Origin of the sequence: Devosia sp. (assembly GCF_036406155.1) — a bacterium.
GTDB lineage: Bacteria > Pseudomonadota > Alphaproteobacteria > Rhizobiales > Devosiaceae > Devosia_A.
Genome location: NZ_DASWVV010000142.1, coordinates 1 through 21612, shown reverse-complemented (window position 1 = coordinate 21612; position 21612 = coordinate 1). Strand labels below are relative to the sequence as shown.

The 21612-nt window shown below is 66.7% G+C and carries 12 protein-coding genes; 6 read left to right on the top strand and 6 right to left on the bottom strand.

Features of this window, described 5'->3' with window-relative positions; all coding sequences use genetic code 11:
- Positions 1–22 precede the first annotated feature (22 nt).
- Both sufB and VGD93_RS09075 read right to left on the bottom strand, forming a co-directional pair.
- Positions 23–1531, bottom strand: coding sequence for a Fe-S cluster assembly protein SufB (sufB, locus tag VGD93_RS09080; protein WP_395011299.1), 1509 nt, complete (start codon positions 1529–1531; stop codon positions 23–25).
- Positions 1532–1542: 11 nt separating this feature from the next.
- On the bottom strand, positions 1543–2697 hold the full coding sequence (locus VGD93_RS09075) for a cysteine desulfurase family protein (protein ID WP_395011297.1): 1155 nt from the start codon (positions 2695–2697) through the stop codon (positions 1543–1545).
- Positions 2698–2954: 257 nt separating this feature from the next.
- Between VGD93_RS09075 and VGD93_RS09070 the strand changes: the two genes are divergently transcribed.
- Both VGD93_RS09070 and tyrS read left to right on the top strand, forming a co-directional pair.
- Positions 2955–3617: an alpha/beta hydrolase gene (locus tag VGD93_RS09070; RefSeq protein ID WP_395011295.1), complete on the top strand. Its 663-nt coding sequence runs from the start codon at positions 2955–2957 to the stop codon at positions 3615–3617.
- Between the two features lie 55 nt (positions 3618–3672).
- Complete coding sequence (gene tyrS / locus VGD93_RS09065; RefSeq protein WP_395011293.1) at positions 3673–4926, top strand: tyrosine--tRNA ligase; 1254 nt, start codon at positions 3673–3675, stop codon at positions 4924–4926.
- An 8-nt stretch (positions 4927–4934) separates the two neighbouring features.
- Here the strand turns inward: tyrS and VGD93_RS09060 are convergent, their stop codons facing one another.
- Positions 4935–8369, bottom strand: a complete 3435-nt coding sequence (locus VGD93_RS09060; protein ID WP_395011291.1) for an AsmA-like C-terminal domain-containing protein — start codon at positions 8367–8369, stop codon at positions 4935–4937.
- 199 nt (positions 8370–8568) lie between these two features.
- On the opposite strand from VGD93_RS09060, the gene VGD93_RS09055 reads away from it, so the two are divergent.
- The 3 genes from VGD93_RS09055 (at position 8569) to VGD93_RS09045 (ending at position 13740) form a co-directional block, all read left to right on the top strand.
- Complete coding sequence (locus tag VGD93_RS09055; protein ID WP_395011289.1) at positions 8569–9045, top strand: peroxiredoxin; 477 nt, start codon at positions 8569–8571, stop codon at positions 9043–9045.
- Between the two features lie 87 nt (positions 9046–9132).
- Positions 9133–10296 carry a M23 family metallopeptidase gene (locus VGD93_RS09050; protein WP_395011287.1) on the top strand — a complete coding sequence of 388 codons (1164 nt, stop codon included), beginning with the start codon at positions 9133–9135 and terminating at the stop codon, positions 10294–10296.
- A gap of 126 nt (positions 10297–10422) precedes the next feature.
- On the top strand, positions 10423–13740 hold the full coding sequence (locus tag VGD93_RS09045; RefSeq protein WP_395011285.1) for a thiamine pyrophosphate-dependent enzyme: 3318 nt from the start codon (positions 10423–10425) through the stop codon (positions 13738–13740).
- Between the two features lie 307 nt (positions 13741–14047).
- Here VGD93_RS09045 and prfB read toward each other — a convergent pair.
- From prfB to VGD93_RS09030, 3 genes are all read right to left on the bottom strand, one after another.
- A protein-coding gene (gene prfB, locus VGD93_RS09040) for a peptide chain release factor 2 (RefSeq protein WP_395011283.1) occupies positions 14048–15167 on the bottom strand; the annotation gives its coding sequence in 2 pieces (ribosomal slippage) (positions 14048–15097 and positions 15099–15167; 1119 coding nt in all).
- 82 nt (positions 15168–15249) lie between these two features.
- On the bottom strand, positions 15250–17673 hold the full coding sequence (locus VGD93_RS09035; RefSeq protein ID WP_395011282.1) for a penicillin-binding protein 1A: 2424 nt from the start codon (positions 17671–17673) through the stop codon (positions 15250–15252).
- A gap of 141 nt (positions 17674–17814) precedes the next feature.
- The gene (locus VGD93_RS09030; RefSeq protein WP_395011280.1) at positions 17815–19095 is read right to left on the bottom strand and encodes an N-acetylmuramoyl-L-alanine amidase; all 1281 of its coding nucleotides are present in this window, start codon (positions 19093–19095) and stop codon (positions 17815–17817) included.
- Between the two features lie 685 nt (positions 19096–19780).
- On the opposite strand from VGD93_RS09030, the gene VGD93_RS09025 reads away from it, so the two are divergent.
- Positions 19781–21612, top strand: a 1832-nt coding sequence (locus tag VGD93_RS09025; protein WP_395011278.1) for an Rne/Rng family ribonuclease, incomplete at its 3' end; no start/stop codon positions are given.

The window sequence follows — 21612 nt, the reverse complement described above, 5'->3', positions numbered from 1 at the left end:
CCGCCTTTTCCTAGGCGCGCGCCTACCCGACGCTGCCTTCCAGGCTCACCGAGATGAGTTTCTGCGCCTCGACGGCGAATTCCATGGGCAGGTGTTGCAGCACGTCGCGCACGAAGCCGTTGACGATCAGCGCCACCGCCTCTTCCGCGGAAAGCCCGCGCTGCTGGCAATAGAACAGCATGTCGTCCGAGATCTTGGACGTCGTCGCCTCGTGCTCGAACACCGCCGTGGCGTTGCGGCTCTCGATATAGGGCACGGTGTGGGCCCCGCACTTGTCGCCGATCAGCAGGCTGTCGCACTGGGTGAAGTTGCGCGCGCCCTTGGCCCGGGCGTGCGCCGACACCTGGCCGCGATAGGTGTTGTCCGAGAAGCCGGCGGCAATGCCCTTGCTGATGATGCGGCTCGACGTGTTCTTGCCGAGGTGGATCATCTTGGTCCCGGAGTCGACCTGCTGGTACCCGTTCGAGATGGCGATGGAATAGAACTCGCCGCGCGAATTGTCGCCGCGCAGGATGCAGCTCGGGTACTTCCAGGTGATGGCCGAACCGGTTTCCACCTGCGTCCAGGAGATCTTGGAGCCGGCGCCGCGGCAGTCGCCGCGCTTGGTGACGAAATTGTAGACGCCGCCCTTGCCGTCCTTGTCCCCGGGGTACCAGTTCTGCACGGTCGAGTACTTGATCTCGGCGTTGTCGTGCGCCACCAGTTCCACCACCGCCGCGTGCAGCTGGTTCTCATCGCGGCTCGGCGCCGTGCAGCCCTCGAGATAGCTCACATAGCTGTCGGGCTCGGCGATGATCAGGGTGCGCTCGAACTGGCCGGTCTTCTTCTCGTTGATGCGGAAGTAGGTCGACAGCTCCATCGGGCAGCGCACGCCCTTGGGGATGTAGCAGAACGTCCCGTCGGTGAAGACCGCCGAGTTGAGCGTGGCATAGTAGTTGTCCGACACCGGCACGACCGAGCCGATATACTGCTTCACCAGGTCCCCGTGCTCCCGGATCGCCTCGCTGATGGAGCAGAAGATGATCCCGACCTTGGCCAGTTCCTCGCGGAAGGTGGTGACCACGGAGACGGAGTCGATCACTGCATCGACCGCCACCTTTGGGCGCTCGACGCCGGCCAGGACCTCGCGCTCCCTCAGCGGCACGCCCAGCTTCTCGTACATTTCGAGCAGCTTGGGATCGACCTCGTCGAGGCTCTTCGGCGGCCCCTTCGCCGACTTCGGCGCCGCGTAGAAGTAGATGTCCTGGAAGTCGATCTTGGGATACTTCACCCGCGACCAGCGCGGCTCGTCCATGGTGAGCCAGTGGCGATAGGCGTCCAGCCGCCACTCCAGCATCCACTCGGGCTCGTCCTTCTTCTTCGAGATCAGCCGGATGATGTCCTCGTTGAGGCCCTTGGGGGCCTTCTCGCTCTCGATCTCGGTCTCGAACCCGTACTTGTACTTATCGACATCGAGCGCGAGCACCTGTTCCACGGTCTCCCGCTCGATCTCCTCCTTCAGCGTGGGGATGTCGAAAGCTACTGATGCCATGTCCTTCTTTCCTAAGCTGCCCGGCCGTGCCGGCTGCGATGCCGTCCGACGACCTCGCCAAATCCACTGAGAAACGCTGCGACGTCATCTGCCGTCGAAGACCATCCCAAACTCAAACGCAGGGCGCATTCGCCCAGTTCGGGGGCAACCCCCATGGCTGCCAGTACGTGGCTGGGGCCCACCTTGCCGGAGGAGCAGGCGGATCCTGCCGATACCGACAGCCCCAGCAGGTCGAGGCCCATCATGGCCACCGAGTTCTTCAGCCCCGGCACCGCGAAATTGCTGACGCTGCCGACGCGCCTCGCCGCCGCGCCGAATACCACGAGATCGGGCGCGACCGCCCGCATGCCGGCTTCGGCACGCTCGATCAACGCGGCGGCTCCCGCCTTCTCGAAGCGACCCGGGAAACTGTCCGCCGCGGCGCCGAACCCGGCGATCAGTGCCGCCGGCTCGGTCCCGCCGCGACGGCCCTGTTCCTGGCCGCCGCCGGGGATCAGCCTGACCTGGTCGGCGTGTCCCTTGAGCAGCAGGGCGCCGACGCCGGCCGGCCCGCCGATCTTGTGGGCACTCAATGCCATCATATCGGGTGCCCGTGCGGCGAATGCCAGATCCAGCTTGCCGAACCCCTGCACCGCGTCGACGAAAAGGTAATGCGGGCTCGGCCCCACCAGCCGCTCGATGTCCTCGACGGGCTGGACCACCCCGGTCTCGTTGTTGACGAGGTGCACGCAGACCAGGAGCCGCAGGCCGACCATGTCCGCCGAACCGATCGCGGCGGCGAGCTGGTCGACCCGGATGCGCCCGTCCCCGTCGAGGTCCACGCGGGTGACCGGCAGCCCGGTCAGTTCGGCGGCCTTGAGGGCCGCGACGTGCTCGCCGGCGCTGATCACGATGCCATCGATCCTGAGCGCATCCGCGCCGCCGACGATGGCCTGGGTGATGGCTTCGGTGGCCGAGCCGGTGAAGACCACCTGGTCGTGTTCCGCGCCTGCCAGCCTCGCCACCTGGCGGCGCGCCGTGTCCACGGCATTGCGCAGCAGCCGCCCGTGCCGGTGCACCGAGGACGGGTTGCCGGTCAGCTCGAACGCCGCCAGCATCGCCGCCTTCGCTTCCGGCAGGAGCGGGGCGGAGGCGTTGTGGTCGAGATAGGTGGCTGCCTGAGTCATTTCATGTCGCCTCGGCGCGTCGGTGCCCATACTACCCCGAAACACTGCTTGAAATCGGGCGCTCACATTCTCTAAAAGAGCGCTCACCCACCCGGTAGCGGCCGCAAGAGCCGGTTCGACCGATCCCGGGAAACCAGTTTCGAACGATTCTAAACTGGTTTTTCGCCACCTGTTTTAGGTAGCGGCGGCACGTTCGTCAAGCCGGGAATCCGCTGGCCGGACGTGCCGGTGCCGCGCCTGCCTGAGGAAACCGACCGATGCCAGAAGTGATTTTCAACGGACCTGAAGGACGCCTGGAGGGCCGGTATCAACAGGGCAAGGATCCCAACGCCCCGATCGCCATCGTGCTGCACCCGCACCCCGAATTCGGCGGCACGATGAACAATCAGATTGTCTATCACCTGTTCTACATGTTCGCCCAGCGCGGCTTTTCCGTCCTGCGCTTCAACTCGCGCGGCGTCGGCCGTTCGCAGGGCGTGTTCGACCACGGCATCGGCGAATTGTCGGACGCCGCGTCCGCGCTCGACTGGCTGCAGAGCCTGAACCGGGAAAGCCGCGGCTGCTGGATCGCCGGCTTTTCCTTCGGGGCCTGGATCGGCATGCAGTTGCTGATGCGCCGGCCCGAGGTCGAGGGCTTCATCTCGGTGTCGCCGCCGGAGAACCTGTACGACTTCTCCTTCCTCGCCCCCTGCCCTTCCTCCGGCCTCATCATCCACGGCGACCGCGACCGGGTGGCGCCGCCGCAGGCGGTGCAGAAGCTGGTCGACAAGCTCAAGACGCAGAAGGGCATCACCATCGAGCAGCAGATCGTCGAGGGCGCCAACCACTTCTACGAGGGCAAGGTCGAGGAACTGATCGGCAAGTGCAGCGAGTACCTCGACCGCCGCCGTGCCGAGATCGCGGCCGGCAAGGGCCGTTGAGGTCCCCTTCCCGCCCCTCGCCCGCGTAAACTCCGTTCAGAAGGCGTTCCTCCACATGGCAAAATTTCGCTCAGACTTCCTGCAGGTGCTGGATGAACGCGGCCTGATCCACCAGGTTTCCGATCCCGAGGGCCTCGATGCGCTGGCGCTGGCCGGCCCGATCACCGGCTATGTCGGCTACGACGCGACCGCCACCAGCCTGCATATCGGCAACCTGATCACCGCTACCCTGTTGTATTGGCTGCAGGAAACCGGCCACCGGCCGATCGCCCTGATGGGCGGCGGCACGTCGATGGTGGGCGATCCCTCGTTCCGCGACGAGCAGCGCAAATTGCTGTCGGTCGAGACCATCGCCACCAACATTGAGGGGATCAAGCGCATCTTCTCGAAGATCCTGCGCTTCGGCGACGGCCCAACCGACGCCATCATGGTCAACAACGCCGACTGGCTGCTGAAGCTAAACTATGTCGAATTCTTGCGGGAGGTCGGACGACATTTCTCCGTCAATCGCATGCTATCTTTCGACAGTGTCAAACTGCGCCTGGACCGTGACCAGTCACTGTCATTTCTTGAATTCAACTACATGATCATGCAGGGCTACGACTTCGTCGAGCTCAACCGCCGCTACGGCACGGTGCTGCAGATGGGCGGCTCGGACCAGTGGGGCAACATCATCAACGGCGTCGATCTCAGTCACCGCATGGGCGGCCCGCAGCTCTACGCCCTGACCACCCCGCTGCTGACGACGTCCTCCGGCCAGAAGATGGGCAAGACCGCCAGCGGCGCGGTCTGGCTCAACGGCGACCTGTTCTCCCCCTACGAGTTCTGGCAATATTTCCGCAACACGGAGGACGCCGACGTCGGGCGCTTCCTCAAGATCTTTACGCGCCTGAAGCTCGATGAAATCGCCCGGCTGGCCGGGCTCGGCGGCGCCGAACTCAACGAAGCCAAGAAGATACTCGCCACCGAGGCGACGGCCGTGGTGCACGGCCGCGAGGCCGCCGAGCAGGCCGCCGAGGCGGCGCGGGCGACCTTCGAGGCAGGTGCCATCGACCTGTCCCTGCCGACCACCGAAATCGCCCGCTCCGAACTCGACGCCGGCATCGGTATCCTCAATCTGCTGGTCAAGGTCGGCCTCGCCGTCTCCAACAGCGACGCGCGTCGCAGCGTCCAGTCGGGCGCCGTGCGGCTCAATGACGGCCTGGTTGAAGATGAGCGTCTAAGCATCGGCAAGAACATGCTTCTGCCGGAAGGCGTCATCAAGGTTTCCGTCGGCAGGAAGCGGCACGCCCTGGTGAAGCCCGTTTAGCGACGGGCCTATTCCACCCGCGGGGCCTCGCGCGCCCGGTACTCGAAGATGCGCCGGAAGGCGCCCGGGACCAGCGCCGACATCGGGTTTACCTTGAAGTCGGGGTTGTCGAGCGGCCCGCGAATGGCAAACGTCACGCCGAGAAGGCCCTCGCCCTCCCGGCCGCCCAGCAGCGGGCCGAAGATGGGCAGCTTCTGGAAGACGTTGTTGAGCCCGAACAGCGGCACGTAGGTTCCCGACAGGTCGTACTGGCGGGTGTCGGTGTAGATGAAGCCGCGCGCGGTGCCGCCGACCGTGTCGCCGCTGAGGATGGCATCGGTCACTTCGATCCTGTCCTTGCGGCGCAGGAACTGCACCTCGCCGCTGCGGAACGTCAGCTTGTTCTGGCGCGCGATGAGTTGCCGCGACTCCTGGTGGTTGCCGAGAATCTGAGCGACGTTGTCCTCGTCGACGATGGCGAAGTCCCTGAGCACGAAGCGGCCCACGTCGAGCTTGCGCTCGTCGACCGTGTCGATCACCAGGCTGCCCTGGCCGCCCTCGATATTGGGATAGACGCCCAGCAGCCTGAGGATCGTGCCCAGGTCGTTGAACGCCACCGACATGACCTTGCCGTCGGGCGTGGGGTTGGTGGTCACCGACACGCTGCGCTCGGCGCCCAGTTGCGCCTGCAGGCTGGCCCTCTGCAGGTCCGCCCCCCGCAGCACGAGGTCGAGGTCGAGGTTGAACGCCGTCGTCTTGTAGAAACCCAGCGCCCGCTTGAGCTCGACGTCGAGGGCGATGGTCTGGGTGAAGGCGGTCGCCTGCGGGCCGCCGGTCGAATCGCCCCCCAGCCCGAAGAAGCGCTTGAACATCGGCTTGAGGTCGAGCTGCTCGCCGCGTACGCGCACCTGGTAGCCGCCGTTGATCGGCGTCAGCGACATCTGCGCCTGGTCGCCGCTGCTGAGCGCGAAATTGCTGAACTCGGCCGAGCGCAGGCCCTCCTTCTCCTCGTACTGCAGGCTGCCGGCCAGCTTGACGTCGCCGAAACTCACGTCGATCTGGCTCAGTTCGGTGACCGTCCCATCCTGGCGGACCGCAGCCCTCAGGGCCCCGGGCACGCCGGCCGCCTTGCTGATCCCGAGATCCTTGATGGTGACCTCGGCCTTCTCGAGGTCGACCGCCATCTGGATGCTGGCGTCCGGCATTGGCCTCGCCACGAACTTCACCTGGCCCCGGATGAACTCGGAGACGTCGAACCCCATCTTCTTGAGGTCCTCGGCGTCGAGCGTCGAACTCAGCAGCACGGTGGGCGGCGGGGCTCCCTCCTCGAGCTTGCCTTCGAGCACCACGTCGGCCACGATCCCGTCGACCACCGCCCCGCCCGCGACCCGGAAACCGGCCTGCGAGGCCACGAAGGAGAACTGCCCGTTGGCGATGGTGTGGCTGTCGAGCGGCTCGGCGCTGGCAAAGTCCTGCACCACGCCGTTGACGGCGTAGTCGAGGCTCTTGGTCTGGCCCTGCGCGTCGAGGACGATGGTCGATACCAGCGTGAGGCTGAGGTCGCCGCCGAGCGCATCCAGGTCGACCGGCAGGCCGCCCTTGGCCAGCAGCTCGGGCTGCTTGTCGCGGGCAAAGGCGACCAGGGCGGGAATGTCGCCCGACAGGTCGCCGGAAATCTCGATGAGCCGCTCGTCCGGGCGTTCGCTGCCCATGACGAGGGCGGCGTTGGCCACCGCGATCGGGCCGCCCGCGGTCATCACGGTGCCGCCGTCGGCGGCGACGGTGACCTGGTTGTCCCGCACCTCCAGCCTCGTTTCACCGTCGATGGCGATCGGCCCCATGCCCTCCATGGGGATGATCTTCACCCCGACGCCGGTGATGTCGATATACATGCCGTTCTTGGGGATCGGCTTGTTCTCGCCCTTCTTGGCAACGGTGCCGACCGGAAACGAGTACTTCATCGAGGAGGCGCCGATCTTGCCGGCCACCACGTTCTTGACGAACCACTCGCGCGAGTCGGTGGCGATGAAATACGGCCACAGCCGCTTGAGATCGTCGGCCGTAATGCCCTCGCCGGCAATGGTCATGTCGAAGCCCATGCCGCTGCGCAACATGTCGACCCGCCCGGTTCCGGCAAGGCGCGCGCCATCGAGCTTGCTGGCCTGGAACTGGTCGATCCCCATGGCGCCGTAGAGCGGGGCCGACCAGCCCGTGAACGTCATCTCCGAGAACGGCGTCTCGGGGGCGCCCAACTCCGAATGAATGCTGACGTCGGAAGCGCGCATCGAGATGCCGACCGTCGGGCCGTACAGTTCATCCAGCCCGAGCACGAACACCCCCGACGTCCTGCCCGAGCTTTCACCGATCGATACCTGCGTCTCGCCCATGGTGAACTGGCCGATGGCGGGTTCCCATTTGATCTCGGCGATGCTCGTCGCCACGGGGAAGTAGTCGTCGTCGATGCGCAGGTCGGTGCCGGTCAGGTCGACATGGAAGATGCCGTCCAGCACCTTGTTGGTGGCCGCGTCGAAACCGACGTCGATCGAGACCGCGCTGGGGCCGACCAGGGACATGATGGCTTCGGGGTCGTCGACGAACGGCAGGAACGAGGCGAGGTCGAGATTGGTGATCGAGGCCTTCAGCCGCGCCTCGCGCCCGTCCTCGGACAGCAGGCGCTCGACGATGCCGTTCATCACCGTGCCGCCGAAATCGGCCGAGAAGTTGCCTTCCACCACCTTGCCGTCGGCGGTGGGTGAAATGTCGAGCGTGATGTCGTTGAAGGTACGGAACAGGCCGTACAGCGCGTCGTTCATGTCGAGCGTGCCGCCGCGTACCAGCAGGCGCGAGAAGCGCCCGAGTTCCGCCTGTTCCATGATGGCCGCGATGCCGGCTCCCGCCGCCTCGAGATTGTAGATCAGCCAGTCATTGTCGGACCGCATCTGCGGCCCTGCCGTCGGCGACTCGCCCTTCACGTCGACGCCATGGGCGGAAATGCCGACCTGGGGAAATGCCGCCGTCCCTTCGATCACCCGCACGGTCGGCCGGCCGCCGTTCGGATCAGGCACGATCTCGAAACTGGTCAGGCGCGGACCGAACAGATCCTGGTTCACCTGCAGGTGCGGTGCGACGATGGCAATCGTGGCGCCGGGCTGGCCGATGAGGGCGCGCACGGGGGAAAACCCCACTTCCAGCGCGTCCATGCGGATCTTGGCGCCGCTGTGCGCATCGGTATAGACCACAGGACTGAACTTGATCACCGGCCAGGCGTAGGCCTCGAGCGCCAGCGCCATGTCCCCCAGTTCCAGTTCGCTCCCCTCCGGCATGGAACTGAGGACCAGGTTGCGCACCTGACTGTTGACGAACGGCAGCGGGATCGGCGTGATCAGCAGGATGACATAGAGGACGGCGAGCAGCGTCAGCGGGACCCCGAACACCCATGCGGCGACCCGCGCGACAGCGCGCAACGTGGAGCGCCTCCGGACCTTTTGACCTGGCTCTGGTGTTGGCTTCACTGGTTTCCGACTTGAGACTGCCCGGCTTGGCCCGCTATCCTAGAATCAACCGGGGCACGGGCTCTACTGCCCGATGATACCGGCTGGAATATGGCGCACAAACCCATATATGCCGTGGTGTTGATGCGTTCGGAAACGGGGAGATTCGACCATGCCGGCCATGGCAATCGGCGCGCCGGCGCCCGACTTTGCTCTTGCCACCGACAGCGGCGGCGTCTTCCGCCTCTCGGAGCATAGGGGCTCCCCGGTCGTGCTCGTTTTCTACCCCCAGGACGACACTGAGGGCTGCACCCTCGAGAACCGGGAATTCACGCAACTGATGCCGGACTTCAGGGGGCTCGGCGCCCATGTCGTCGGCATATCGCCCGACAGCGTGGCCGAACACTGCCGGTTCCGCGACAAATACGACCTGAAGCTTGTGCTGGCTGCAGATCCCGACCACCAGGCGATCGCCGCATATGGCGTTTGGGGTCCCAAGACCACCTTCGGACGCGCCTACACGGGATTGATCCGCACGACCTTCCTCGTCGGGCCGGACGGCGCCATCGCCGGCATCTGGCGAGTGACACGCATCAAGGGGCATGCCGCCCAGGTTCTGGAGGCGACGCGCGCGCTCCTCGCCGCCTAGGCAAGCGACCGCGTTCCTTTTCGGCTTTGTTAACGTTACCGAGCAATGATCGCCGGACCGCCAAGTCGCGTTCCGGAGTTGTCGTCCGTGCGTCAGAAACCATCGCCCCCGGACAGGACGTTCGGCAAGGACCGGCCCGTGCGGGTCCGGCGCAACGGCATCCATCCGGCCCTGTTCTATGGCAGCTTTGCCGCCCTCTTCGCTGCCAACGTCGTCACGCTCGTCGCCCTGTTGATGGCCCCCGACATTGTCGGCCTCGTCAACGGGGAGAACGAGCGGGTCATCGCCGCCTATGAGGACCGCATCGCGCAACTGCGCATCGAAATCGATCGCCTGCATTCGCGCCACTACGCGCAGGCCGGCGACGTCAATCTGCAGTTGCAGGAACTGAGCCAGCAGCAGGAACTGTTGCTGGAACAGCATCAATACGTCAGGCGGCTGGCCGAACAGGCGTCAGAACTCGGCATCGAAGCGGCGCAGGTCGCCACGGGCGAGCCCGCCGCTCCGCCCGTGCCGGTCGCCGCGGCGGGCAGCGCCGCGGACGACGACATTGCCGCCGCGGCGCAGGCGATCAACCAGATGCTCGATGACAGCCGCCTCGCGCTGTCGGCACTCTCCGGGGCGGCGACGCAGTCGACCGATGCCATCCTCGGCGAGTTGCAGACGATCGGCATCCAGCCGGAGCTTCCGGGTCCGCTGCCCGACGCCGTGGGCGGGCCCTACCTTCCACCGGGCGACGCCCCCGATGCCCCCGGCCTCCTCGACGAGGCCAACGCCGTCGCCGAAGCCCTTGCCCGCTTCAAGGCGGCGCGCGGCGCGCTCGCCGTGGCGCCGATCCACCCGCCTCTGGATGGCGTCCCGCGCACGAGTTCGGGATTCGGCAACCGCATGGACCCCTTCACCAGGGGCAGGGCCTTCCATTCCGGCCTGGATTTTCCGGCAGCCACGGGCACGCTGGTGCTCAGCGCCGGCTTCGGCCGAGTCACCTTCGTCGGCAGGAAATCCGGCTACGGCAATGTCGTCGAGATCACCCATGACGACGGCCTGGTGACCCGCTACGCCCATCTGTCCGGCTTTATCGCCAAGGAGGGGCAACTCGTCAGAACCGGAATGCCGGTCGCCAGGGTCGGCTCGACCGGGCGCTCGACCGGCCCGCATCTGCATTTCGAGGTCCGGCGCAACGACCGTGCACTGGACCCGGCGCGCGTCCTCGCCGCCGGCAGGCGCCTCGCCCGCTTCATGGGGGTCTGAGCGGTCCACGGTCTTGGCCGGCCAGCCGCCGGCCTGACGCGTGCGGAGCCGCCGCAACCCCGGCAACATCACACAAGTGTTCTGGTTTTTCACCTTGGGCCGGTTTACGGTTTGCGTACGATGCTGATGACCTCCGACATCCCGACCATGCTGAGGTTGCACCGCGCCATGTTCCTGGCGCGCGAGGTCGATCGTGTCGAGCAGGCCTACGTCAAGCAGGGCCTCGCCCACTTCCACGTGTCCGGCGCCGGGCACGAGGCGACGGCGCTGGTGGCCGATTACCTGGGGCCACAGGACTGGCTGCATCTGCACTATCGCGACAAGGCGCTGCTGCTGGCGCGCGGCCTGCCGGTCGCCGAGTTCTTCCGCGGCCTGCTGGCAACGGGCCCCTCGCATTCGGCCGGGCGGCAGATGAGCGCCCACTTCTCGGCGCGGCAGCTCAACGTGGCTTCCATGGTCGGCCCGGTCGGCAACAACGCCCTGCAAGCCGTCGGCAACGCGCAGGCGGTACGCAACCAGCCCGACACCCCCCTCGTGCTGTGCTGCGTCGGCGACGGCACCACCCAGCAGGGCGAGTTCCTCGAGGCGCTGGCGGAGGCGGTGCGCAGCGACGCCCCGGTGCTGTTCGTGGTGCAGAACAACCGCTGGTCGATTTCCACCGCGACGCCCGGGCGGACCTTCTTCGACCTGCCGTCCGGTCCCGCCGACCACATCATGGGCCTCGGCATCCGGCGCGTCGACGGCGCCGACCTCGCCGCGACACGGACCGCCTTCGAGGCGGCTGTGACGCACACGCGGCGGAGCCGCGGCCCCAGCCTGCTCGTCCTCGACGTCGAGCGGCTCTCCAACCACACCAATGCGGACGACCAGGAGATCTACCGCACCGCCGAGGACCTTGCGGCCAGCCGGAAACGCGATCCCCTCGAGGCCATCCGCAATTCGCTGCGCGAGTCGCAGATGGGCGACGCGGCGCTGGCTCAGCTCGAGACGGCCCTCATCGCCGAGGTCGCGCAGGCCGCTGCCGAAGCGCGAGCGGAACCGGGCCCGGCCGACCCGGGCACGGCGAAGGTCGCATACCCGGCCGCCTTTTCCGGGCGCCGCGAGTACCGGGGCAACCCGGATGCGCCGGCGCTGACCATGCGTGAGGCCCTCAACCGCGTCCTGCGCCGCCAGCTCGAGAGCGACCCAGCCGTGTGCCTGCTCGGCGAGGACATCGAGGACCCCAAGGGCGACGTGTTCGGGGTGACCCGCGGCCTCAGCTCCAGCTTCCAAGGCAGGGTGTGCAACTCGGCCCTGTCGGAATCCACCATCGTCGGCACCTCCATCGGACGGGCGCTCGCCGGCCAGCGGCCGGTCGCCTTCATCCAGTTCGCCGACTTCCTGCCGCTTGCCTTCAACCAGATCCTGTCCGAGCTGGGCTCGATGTACTGGCGCACGAACGGCGCCTGGCAGGCTCCCGTCATCCTCATGGTCAGCTGTGGCGGCTACAAGCCCGGACTTGGCCCCTTCCATGCGCAGACGCTGGAGGCGGTCATGGCCCACACGCCCGGTATCGACATCGTCATGCCCTCGAGCGCCGGCGATGCCGCCGGACTGCTCAACGCCGCCTTCGCCTCCGGGCGGCCCACCGTCTTCCTCTATCCCAAGAGCAGCCTCAACCTCGCGGACCGGCGGACATCGGATGACTGCGCCGATCACTTCGTCCATCCCGGCAAGGCCCGCACCGTGGCCGCCGGCAACGACCTGACGCTCGTCACCTACGGCAATCCGCTGGCCCAGAGCCTCATGGCGGCCGAGACCCTTGCTGGCGCCGGCATTTCCGTCGACCTCATCGACCTGCGTTCCATCTCGCCCTGGGACGAGGAGGCGGTGCTGCGCAGCGTCCGCCGCACGCGGCGTCTCGTCGTCGTGCACGAGGACAACCGCACCGCCGGATTTGGCGGCGAGGTGCTGGCGACGGTCGCCGAGAGGGCTGGCGTCCCGGTGGCCGTCCGCCGCGTGGCGCGGGCCGATGGTTATGTGCCATTTCACTTCGAGACGCAGATCGAGGTGCTCCCCTCCTACCGGCGCATCCTCGAAACCTGTGCGGAACTGCTCGAGTTCGACCTCGAATGGGAGCGGGCGGAGGAGCGCTCCGGTCCCGTGGCGATCAAGGCCATCGGTTCGGGGCCGGCCGACGACGAGGTCGAAATCGTCGAGATCGCCGTTCGCCCCGGCGACACCATCCGGATCGGCCAGCTCGTTGCCGTCGTCGAGGCCACCAAGGCGGCGGTGGACATCGAGGCCACGGTGGCAGGGACGGTGCTGGAAATCCCCGTCGCCGTCCACGACAAGGTCGCCGTCGGCGCCCCGTTGATGCTGGTGGAGGCGGACCCGGACAGCGTCGCCGCGACCGCCGCCGTCACCGCCGAACGCATCGATACCGCCCGCCTCCGGCCGCGAAGCACGGCGCGGCCGGCCGTTGCCGCCGCCGCCGCCCTCGACATTCCGGTCGGTGTCAGCGGCATCGCCGCCGTCACCGGCAGCCGCAAGGTGGCCAATGCCGACCTGCGGGGCAACTGGCAGACCCGGGAAGCGGCCGATATCGTCAAGCTCACCGGCATCGAAAGCCGCCGCTGGGTGGCGCCAGGCGAAACCGTGCTTTCCCTGGCTTTGGCCGCGGCTGGCAAGCTGCTGGCCGAGCAGCAGCTTGACATCGGCGACATCGACCTCGTGATCGCCACCACCGGCACGCCGGACATCATCACGCCATCGCTGGCCTGCCGCGTGGCGGATGGCCTCAGCACGTCCGGCCGCAACCTGCTTGCGGCGTACGACATCAACGCCGCCTGCTCGGGTTATCTGTACGCCCTGGCCCAGGCCCGGGACTTCGTGCTCAATCAGCCGGGGGCGCGGGTCCTCGTCGTCACCTCGGAAGTGCTATCGCCCCTGCTCGACCAGCACGACTTCAATACCGCCGTCATCTTCGCCGACGCCGCGACGGCATCCCTGGTGCAAAGCGCCGAACGCGACCCTGCCCCGCTCTTCACCTTTGCGCGCCCGACCATTTCGGGCGCCCCGGAATCGGGCAAGCTGCTGCGCGTCCCTCGCGCGGGCGATGGCTATGTGCAGATGAACGGGCGGGAGGTGTTCGCCGACGCCGTGCGCGCGATGACACAGACCCTGCTCTCGGCCTGCAATGCCCAGGGCATTACCATGGACGACATCGACCTGATGGTGCCGCACCAGGCCAACCAGCGCATCATCGAGGCCATTGCCCGCAAGTCGGGCCGTCCGGCCCACTCGGTGATCAGGTACCTCGGCAACACCAGTTCCTCGACCATTCCCATGGCCCTGCTGGATGCCCTCCCGACGCGCAACGCCGGCGACCGCCTCGGCCTCGTCGCCTTCGGTGGCGGCATCACCTATGCCGCGGCGATCGCGACGGTGGGTCCGCGCCAATAACGGCTTTGCCGAGCTTCGGCGTCCGCTTTCCGCGCGGAGCCGCGGTCGCGCAACGGCTTAGGGCAACGACTTGCCTCGACAGATGAGCGACCGGTCCATCTGTATTTCGCAGCGTTCCTCACCCAAACAGGTCATGCGGACGGCGGCGGGATGGCCTATCAAGGCATCATACTCCTCGCGACAGGCTCGCGCCGGTCGCGACCAAAGCCCTTTCGTGGACGGGTCGGGGTGTTCTTGACTGGGGGTGCATGGGACCACGTCCATGCTGCTGGCCGGTGGCGAAAGCCACCGGCCTTTTCGTTGCGGGCTACTGGGCGGTGTCGGCGCCGCCGCCCACGCGGGCGGCGAGCGAGGCCTCCATGAACAGGTCGAGATCGCCGTCGAGCACGGCGCCGGTGTTGGAGGTTTCCGCCTCGGTGCGCAGATCCTTCACCATCTGGTACGGCTGCAGCACGTAGCTGCGGATCTGGTGGCCCCAGCCGATCTCGGTCTTGGAGGCGGCCTCGGCGTTGGCGGCCTCCTCCCGCTTCTGCAACTCGGCTTCGTAAAGCCGGGCCTTCAGCATCGCCATCGCCGTTGCGCGGTTCTTGTGCTGGCTGCGCTCGGCCTGGCAGGCGACGACGATCCCCGATGGGATATGGGTGATGCGGATGGCCGAATCGGTCGTGTTCACGTGCTGGCCGCCCGCGCCGGACGACCGGTAGGTATCAACCTTGAGGTCGGCGTCGCTGATCTCGATGTTGATGGTATCGTCGACCACCGGATAGACCCACACGCTTGAAAAGCTGGTGTGGCGGCGCGCAGCGCTGTCATAGGGCGAGATGCGCACCAGCCGGTGCACGCCGCTCTCGGTCTTCAGCCAGCCATAGGCATTGTGGCCCTTCACCTGGATGGTGGCGGACTTGATGCCGGCTTCCTCGCCGGCGTGGAATTCCATCGTTTCGACCTTGAAGCCGCGGCGCTCGGCCCAGCGCGAGTACATGCGCAGCAGCATGCTCGCCCAGTCCTGGCTCTCGGTGCCGCCTGCCCCGGCATGGATTTCGACATAGGCGTCGTTGCCGTCCGCCTCGCCGGAAAGCAGCGTCTCGATCTGCACCCGGCGCGCCTGTGCCAGCATCTCGGTGAGGGCGGCCTCGGCCTCCCGGACGATCTCCTCGTCCCCTTCGGCCTCGCCCAACTCGATGAGCTCGATGTTGTCGCGCAGGCCCTGCTGCATGTCGCGCACCGCCCCGACCTGCACGTCGAGTTCGTCGCGCTGGCGCATGAGGGCGCGCGCCTTGTCGGGGTCGTTCCAGAAATCGGGGGATTCGGTGCGGGCGTTCAGGTCGTCGAGGCGAAGTTCAGCTGTATCCCAGTCAAAGATGCCTCCTCAGCAGGCTCAGCACCTGCTCGATTTCGGCGACGGTCTTGTCGGTTTCGGCGCGCATGTCCAATCCTTGCGTTGTCGCGGCTCATGTAGAGGAGCATGCCGCCGGGATCAACCCGTGCGGGCCGCTGCCGCTGCGGCGGTCAGAACAGCCCGCCGCGGCCCTGCAGCATGTCCTGGCCGGCCGCTTGGCCCTCCTCGACGGTCATGAAGGCGTTGGAATCGACGCCGATGACCGACGTGACGAGATTCGGGCCAGTGCCGGGCTTGAACGCCTCGGCGACCGCCGCCTCGCCGCCCATGGCCTTGACCCCGGTGGCCGGGTCGATCCACACCTGCGTCATGCCCGTCGGCATGGCGAACGGGGTCGGCGGCTTGCCCTTGAGGGCGTCCTCCATGAAGTCGGTGAAGATCGGCACGGCGAGTTCGCCGCCGGTCGCCTGCCGCCCCATGTTGCGCGGCTGGTCGAAACCGACATAGACGCCCACCGCAAGCTCGGGCGTGAAGCCGACGAACCAGGCGTCCTTGTAGTCGCTCGAGGTTCCGGTCTTGCCGGCCACCGGGCGGTTGAGGCGCTTGGCCCCGGTCCCCGTCCCGCGCTGCACGACGCCCTCCATCATCGAGGTTATCTGGTAGGCCGTCATCGGATCGAGCACCTGCTCGCGGTTGTCGATGATGAGCGGTTCACCCTGGTTGGCCCACGTCTCGACGGCGCAGCCGTCGCAAATGCGCTCGTCGTGGCGGTAGACCGTCTTGCCGTAACGGTCCTGAATGCGGTCGATGAGGGTCGGCGTGATCCGCCGCCCGCCATTGGCGATGGTCGCGAAGGCCGCGGTCATGCGCAGGTCGGTCGTCTCGCCGGCACCCAGCGACATGGCGAGCAGCGGCTTGAGGTCGTCGTAGATGCCGAACATCTCGGCGTATTCGGCCACCAGCGGCATGCCCAGGTCCTTGGCCAGCCGCACGGTCATGACGTTGCGGCTGCGCTCGATCCCCCGGCGCAGCGTCTGGGGACCGTAGAACTCCTGCGCGTAGTTTTCCGGGCGCCATACCGATCCGTCGGCGTTGACGATCTCGAGCGGCGCGTCGAGCACCACCGAGGCCGGCGTGTAGCCGTTGTCGAGCGCCGCCGAGTAGACGATCGGCTTGAACGCCGAGCCCGGCTGCCGCAGGGCCTGCGTCGCCCGGTTGAACTCCGACTCGGCATAGGAAAACCCGCCAACCAGCGCCAGCACGCGCCCGGTGCGCGGGTCCATGGCGACCAGCGCGCCCTCCAGTTCGGGAACCTGCTGCAGGGTGTAGGATCCCGAACTGGAGGGGATGGCCGAGACGTAGACGACGTCGCCGGTCTTGAGGACGGCAGAGAGGCGCTTGCTGACCCACTTGATGTCGGGGCCGGCCAGCTTGCCGGTGACGCGCGCCGGCAGCAGCTTGCCGTCGACGTCCGTGCCCGGCCTGAGCCCGATCGTGGCCTCGTTGGCGCCCATCTCCAGCACCACGGCCAGCGTCCATTCCGGTACGTCGCTCAGCGGCTTGATCGCGGCCACCGCCTCGCCCCAGTCGCCCGAGATGTCGACGCTGGCCACGGGCCCGCGGAAACCCTCGTTCTGGTCGTAGGCGATGAGTCCGTCCATCAGCGCCTTGCGCGCGAACTCCTGCAGCCTGGGATTCAGCGTCGTGCGCACGCTGAGCCCGCCGCCATACAGCTGGTCCTCGCCGAACAGGCCCTTGAGCTGCCGGCGGACCTCCTCGGTGAAGTACTCTGCCGAGTACAGCTGGCTGCCCGACTGCCGCGGGATGACGTTGAGCGGGTCCTGCTTGGCCTGGTTGGCCTCCGCCTGGGTGATGTAGCCGTTCTCGGCCATGCGATCGAGCACCCAGTTGCGCCGCTCGATCGCCTGCTTCGGGCGGCGGAACGGATGATAGTTGTTGGGCCCCTTGGGCAGCGCGGCAATATAGGCCGACTCGCTCAGCGTCAGCTGGTACAGCGCCTTGTCGAAATAGTTCAGCGCCGCGGCGGCCACGCCATAGGAGTTGAGGCCGAGGAAGATCTCGTTGAGGTAAAGTTCGAGGATCTTGTCCTTGGAGAAGGTGGACTCGATCCGCATTGCCAGGATGGCTTCCTGGATCTTGCGGTCCCAGGTCTGCTCGGAACTGAGCAGGAAATTCTTCGCCACCTGCTGGGTGATGGTCGAGCCGCCGCCCTGGATGGCGGCGTTGCCCTCGACGCGGGCCATCAGATTGTCGCGCAGCGCCCGGATGATGCCGTCGACGCTGAGACCGCCATGCGCATAGAAGTCCTTGTCCTCGGCCGAGATGAACGCCTGCAGCAGCGTCTGCGGCATGGTCTCGATGGGCTGGAACAGCCGCCGCTCGCGCGCATATTCGGCGAGCAGCGTCCCGTCCGCCGCATGCACGCGCGTCGTCACCGGCGGCTGGTAGTCCTTGAGCACGGTGTAGTCGGGCAGTTCGCTGGACACCTGGGCGATATAGAGCGCCGCAAAGCCGAGCGCCGCCATCGCCAGAAAGACGCCGAAGCCGAAGAGCCAGCCGAACAATCGAAACATGGGTTAGCGCACCTCGGGCACGGCAGCCGTCAAGCGGCGCGAATTCGGTAATTTCCGCAAGTGAATCATATCAGACAAGGGCGGAATTGTGGACAGCGGCCCACCCCGCGCCAGACCCGGAAAGCTGCTTTCGCATCTTTGTCATGGTGCCTGCTGGGCCACCATGGGCGTATCCAGCCCGTCGAAATAGTCGGCTATCCCGCGCGCCAGGGCATCGACCACACGCTCCCGCCATTCGCTCTTCTGCAGGTTGTCGACATCCTTGCCGTTGGACAGGAAGCCGAGTTCCACCAGGATGGACGGCACATCCGGCGCCTGCAGGACGAAGAAGTCCGCCTGGCGTACGGGGAACCGGCGCAGCGTGACGCTGGGCTCGAGCTGGTGGATGATCGCCTGCGCCGCCATGTAGGATTGCCGGCGCATCTGCCGCCGCATCAGGTCGACGAGAATGTCTACCACCTCCGGCCGCATTTCCGGAGCGACGAAGCCGGCGACGATGTCGCGCTTGTTCTCGCTCTCGGCCAGCACCTTGTCGAGCACGTCGGTCGCGTTCTCGTCGCGCGTGTAGACGCTGGCACCGCGAATGTCCTGCTGCTCGAAGCTGTCGGCGTGAAGCGACACGAACAGGTCGGCCTTGTTCTCGCGCGCCAGCGTCACCCGCTCCTCCAGCCGCAGGAAGGTATCGCCTTCGCGGGTCAGGGCCACGTCGAAACGCCCTGAGGCGACGAGGACGTCCTGCAACTCTCGCGCGAAAGTGAGCGTGATGTCCTTTTCGTGGATGCCGTTGGGCGCCGAGGCGCCGTTGTCAACGCCGCCATGGCCGGGATCGATCACCACCAGCGGGCGCGTTGCCGTCGCCGGGCCATGCGTCCCGGGCTCCGTAGGCGCGGTTTCCGGCACGACGCCCTGGTTGGCCCGCGCCGCCGCCAGGTCTTTCGCGGCGCGCTCGGCAAAGGCCTCCGGCGTGTCGAGGATCAAATCGACGACGAGGCGCGCCGGCTGGTCGGCCACGGCGTCGAGCACATAGGCCTGCTGCACCTGCGCCGGCTCGGCCAGGGTCAGCAGCGTGCGCGCCCGGCCCGACTCGGCCATCTCCACGGTGTAAGCGGAAACCACCCCTTCGCCTGCCACGTCGGCGGGGGCCACGAACTTCAGCCCGCCGGCCTTGACGTCGATGGCGATGCGGTTGGGATCCTGCAGCGAGGCGATGGCGAATTCCGTCGGCCCCGACAGATCGAGGATCAGGCGGGCGCGTTGCGGCGTCGTGGTGACGCGCGCATCTATCACGTCGGGGAGCGCCGCCGTCCCTTGCTGTCCCCAGGCGGGGACGAGGGGCACCAACAGGGCGATCGCCATGACGACGGCGCGAAGCGCGTCCCTGGCGCCCCTGCCGCGCGCGCCGCAAGCCGCAGATCTGAACACTTCGGAGCCGCTCCCAGAACGCTGCACATCACAGATCACACCCAGGGTGGGCGATTCTGGGGCGTTAGTTGTCCGGCGTCGCTTTTGCAAGCGGGCAGCAGCAGGCGCCTGAGGGAAAGTCGCGCAAATCTGCGTGTTTGGACTTTCCTGTTGCCATTTGGCAGCAACATCCCTAAAGCGGTTTCCTGAGGCGGACTGCTGCCTGTTCCTTGTGCGCGACAAGCGCTCCGACGCTGTTCGGCGCCCAAAGGGAAAGCGGGTCGGCTCGGAACATGATTGTTCGTTTCGGGCCGGAAGTGCGGCACATTGGATGCCTCGACGACGAGTTTTCGGCCTTTTGGCCGAATGGCAGGTGACGGCGACAAGCGCCGCTTCCTGCCCACAGGAAGAGGTCCGATGGCCACAGGGCGGACAGAATCTGTCGCAAACCGACTTTTCGGTTGCGCTCATGTCATGCCTTTTACCCCGGACGAGGCCTTCCCCAGCGGCGCTTCGCGCGCAACTGAAAAGACCGCCAGCGGCGCACCGCGCGCCACTGCATCATCCGGCGTTCCCTACGCCGATTTCCCCGGCGGCGCGTCGTGCGTCGCCTCTCACATAACACCCGCCTCGCATGGCGCCACGCTGAGGAGGCCGGCCCGCCGGTCCGGAAGCGTCGGCGCGCGAAGGCACGGAGTACGTCTTCATGGCTACAAAGCGCATGCTGGTGGATGCCATCCACCCGGAAGAAACACGGATTGTCGTCACCTCGGGTAACCGGCTCGAGGAGTTCGATTTCGAATCCGCCACCAGGCGGCAGCTCCGGGGCAACATCTACCTCGCCAAGGTCACCCGCGTGGAGCCGTCGCTGCAGGCGGCCTTCATCGAGTATGGCGGCAACCGCCACGGTTTCCTGGCCTTCAGCGAAATCCACCCCGACTACTACCAGATCCCCGTCGCCGACCGCGAGGCGCTGCTGCGCGACGAGGAGGAGGAAGAGGCTGCCCGCCAGGAGGCCGAGCACGGCAATTCGCTGGACCTGCCTGTCGCCACGCCGGGAAACGGAGACGACGAGTCCCAGCCCGATTCGGACGAGGAAGATGCCAGCCATATCGAGCAGGCGCCGGCCAACACCGGCCCGGTGGAATCGATCGGCGGCAGCGATGCCCTCGAGGAAGTGCCGGAGCGCCGCCGCCCTTCGGTGTCGCGCCGCAACTACAAGATCCAGGAAGTCATCAAGCGGCGCCAGGTGATGCTGGTGCAGGTCGTCAAGGAGGAGCGCGGCAACAAGGGTGCCGCCCTCACCACCTATCTGTCGCTTGCCGGCCGCTATTCCGTGCTGATGCCCAATACCGCGCGCGGCGGCGGCATCTCCCGCAAGATCACCAACGCCGCCGACCGCAAGCGGCTCAAGGACATCGTCGGCGACCTCGAGGTGCCGCAGGGCCAGGGTATCATCCTGCGCACCGCCGGTGCGTCGCGGACCAAGGCCGAGGTCAAGCGCGATTTCGAATACCTGCAGCGGCTGTGGGAGAACGTGCGCACGCTGACCCTCAAGTCGACTGCCCCCTGCCTCGTCTACGAGGAGGGCTCGCTCATCAAGCGCACCATCCGCGACCTCTACAGCAAGGAGATCGACGAGCTGCTGGTGGCCGGCGACGAGGCCTACCGCGAGGCCAAGGACTTCATGCGGATGATCATGCCGAGCCACGCCAAGAACGTGCAGCTCTACAAGGAAGATCAGCCGATCTTTTCGCGCTACAACGTGGAAGCCCAGCTCGACTCCATGTTCTCCCCGCAGGTCACCCTGCCCTCGGGCGGCTATATCGTCATCAATCCGACCGAAGCGCTGGTTTCGATAGACGTCAACTCGGGGCGCTCCACCAAGGAGCACAACATCGAGGACACGGCGCTGCAGACCAACCTCGAGGCGGCCGAGGAGATTTCCCGGCAGCTGCGGTTGCGCGACCTGGCCGGGCTGATCGTCATCGACTTCATCGACATGGTCGAGAACCGCAACAACCGGGCGGTCGAACGCAAGCTCAAGGACTGCCTGAAGAACGACCGCGCCCGCATCCAGGTGGGCCGCATCAGCCATTTTGGCCTCATGGAAATGAGCCGCCAGCGCATCCGCTTCGGCGTCGTCGAAAGCTCGACCCACAAATGCCCGACCTGCCAGGGCACCGGCGTCGTCCGCTCGGTCGAGAGCGTGGCGCTGCTGGTCATGCGCGCGGTCGAGGACCACGTGCTGCGCAAGCCTGGCCAGTCCATCAACGTCAAGGTTCCGACCGACGTTGCGCTCTACATCCTCAATACCAAGCGCGGCAGTCTCAACGGCCTCGAAGCCAAGTACAACCTCTCGATCACCATCGTGGCCGACGACCACGTCGGCCCGGCGCATTTCGCCATCGAACGCGGCGAAGCGCGCCCGCACGAGCATCGTGAGAAACCGGCCGGCGACCATGTGCGGGTCGACACCGCCGCAATGGAAGAAGCCGAGGAAGAAGTCGAGGTCGAGGAGGAAGTAGAGGCAGCCGA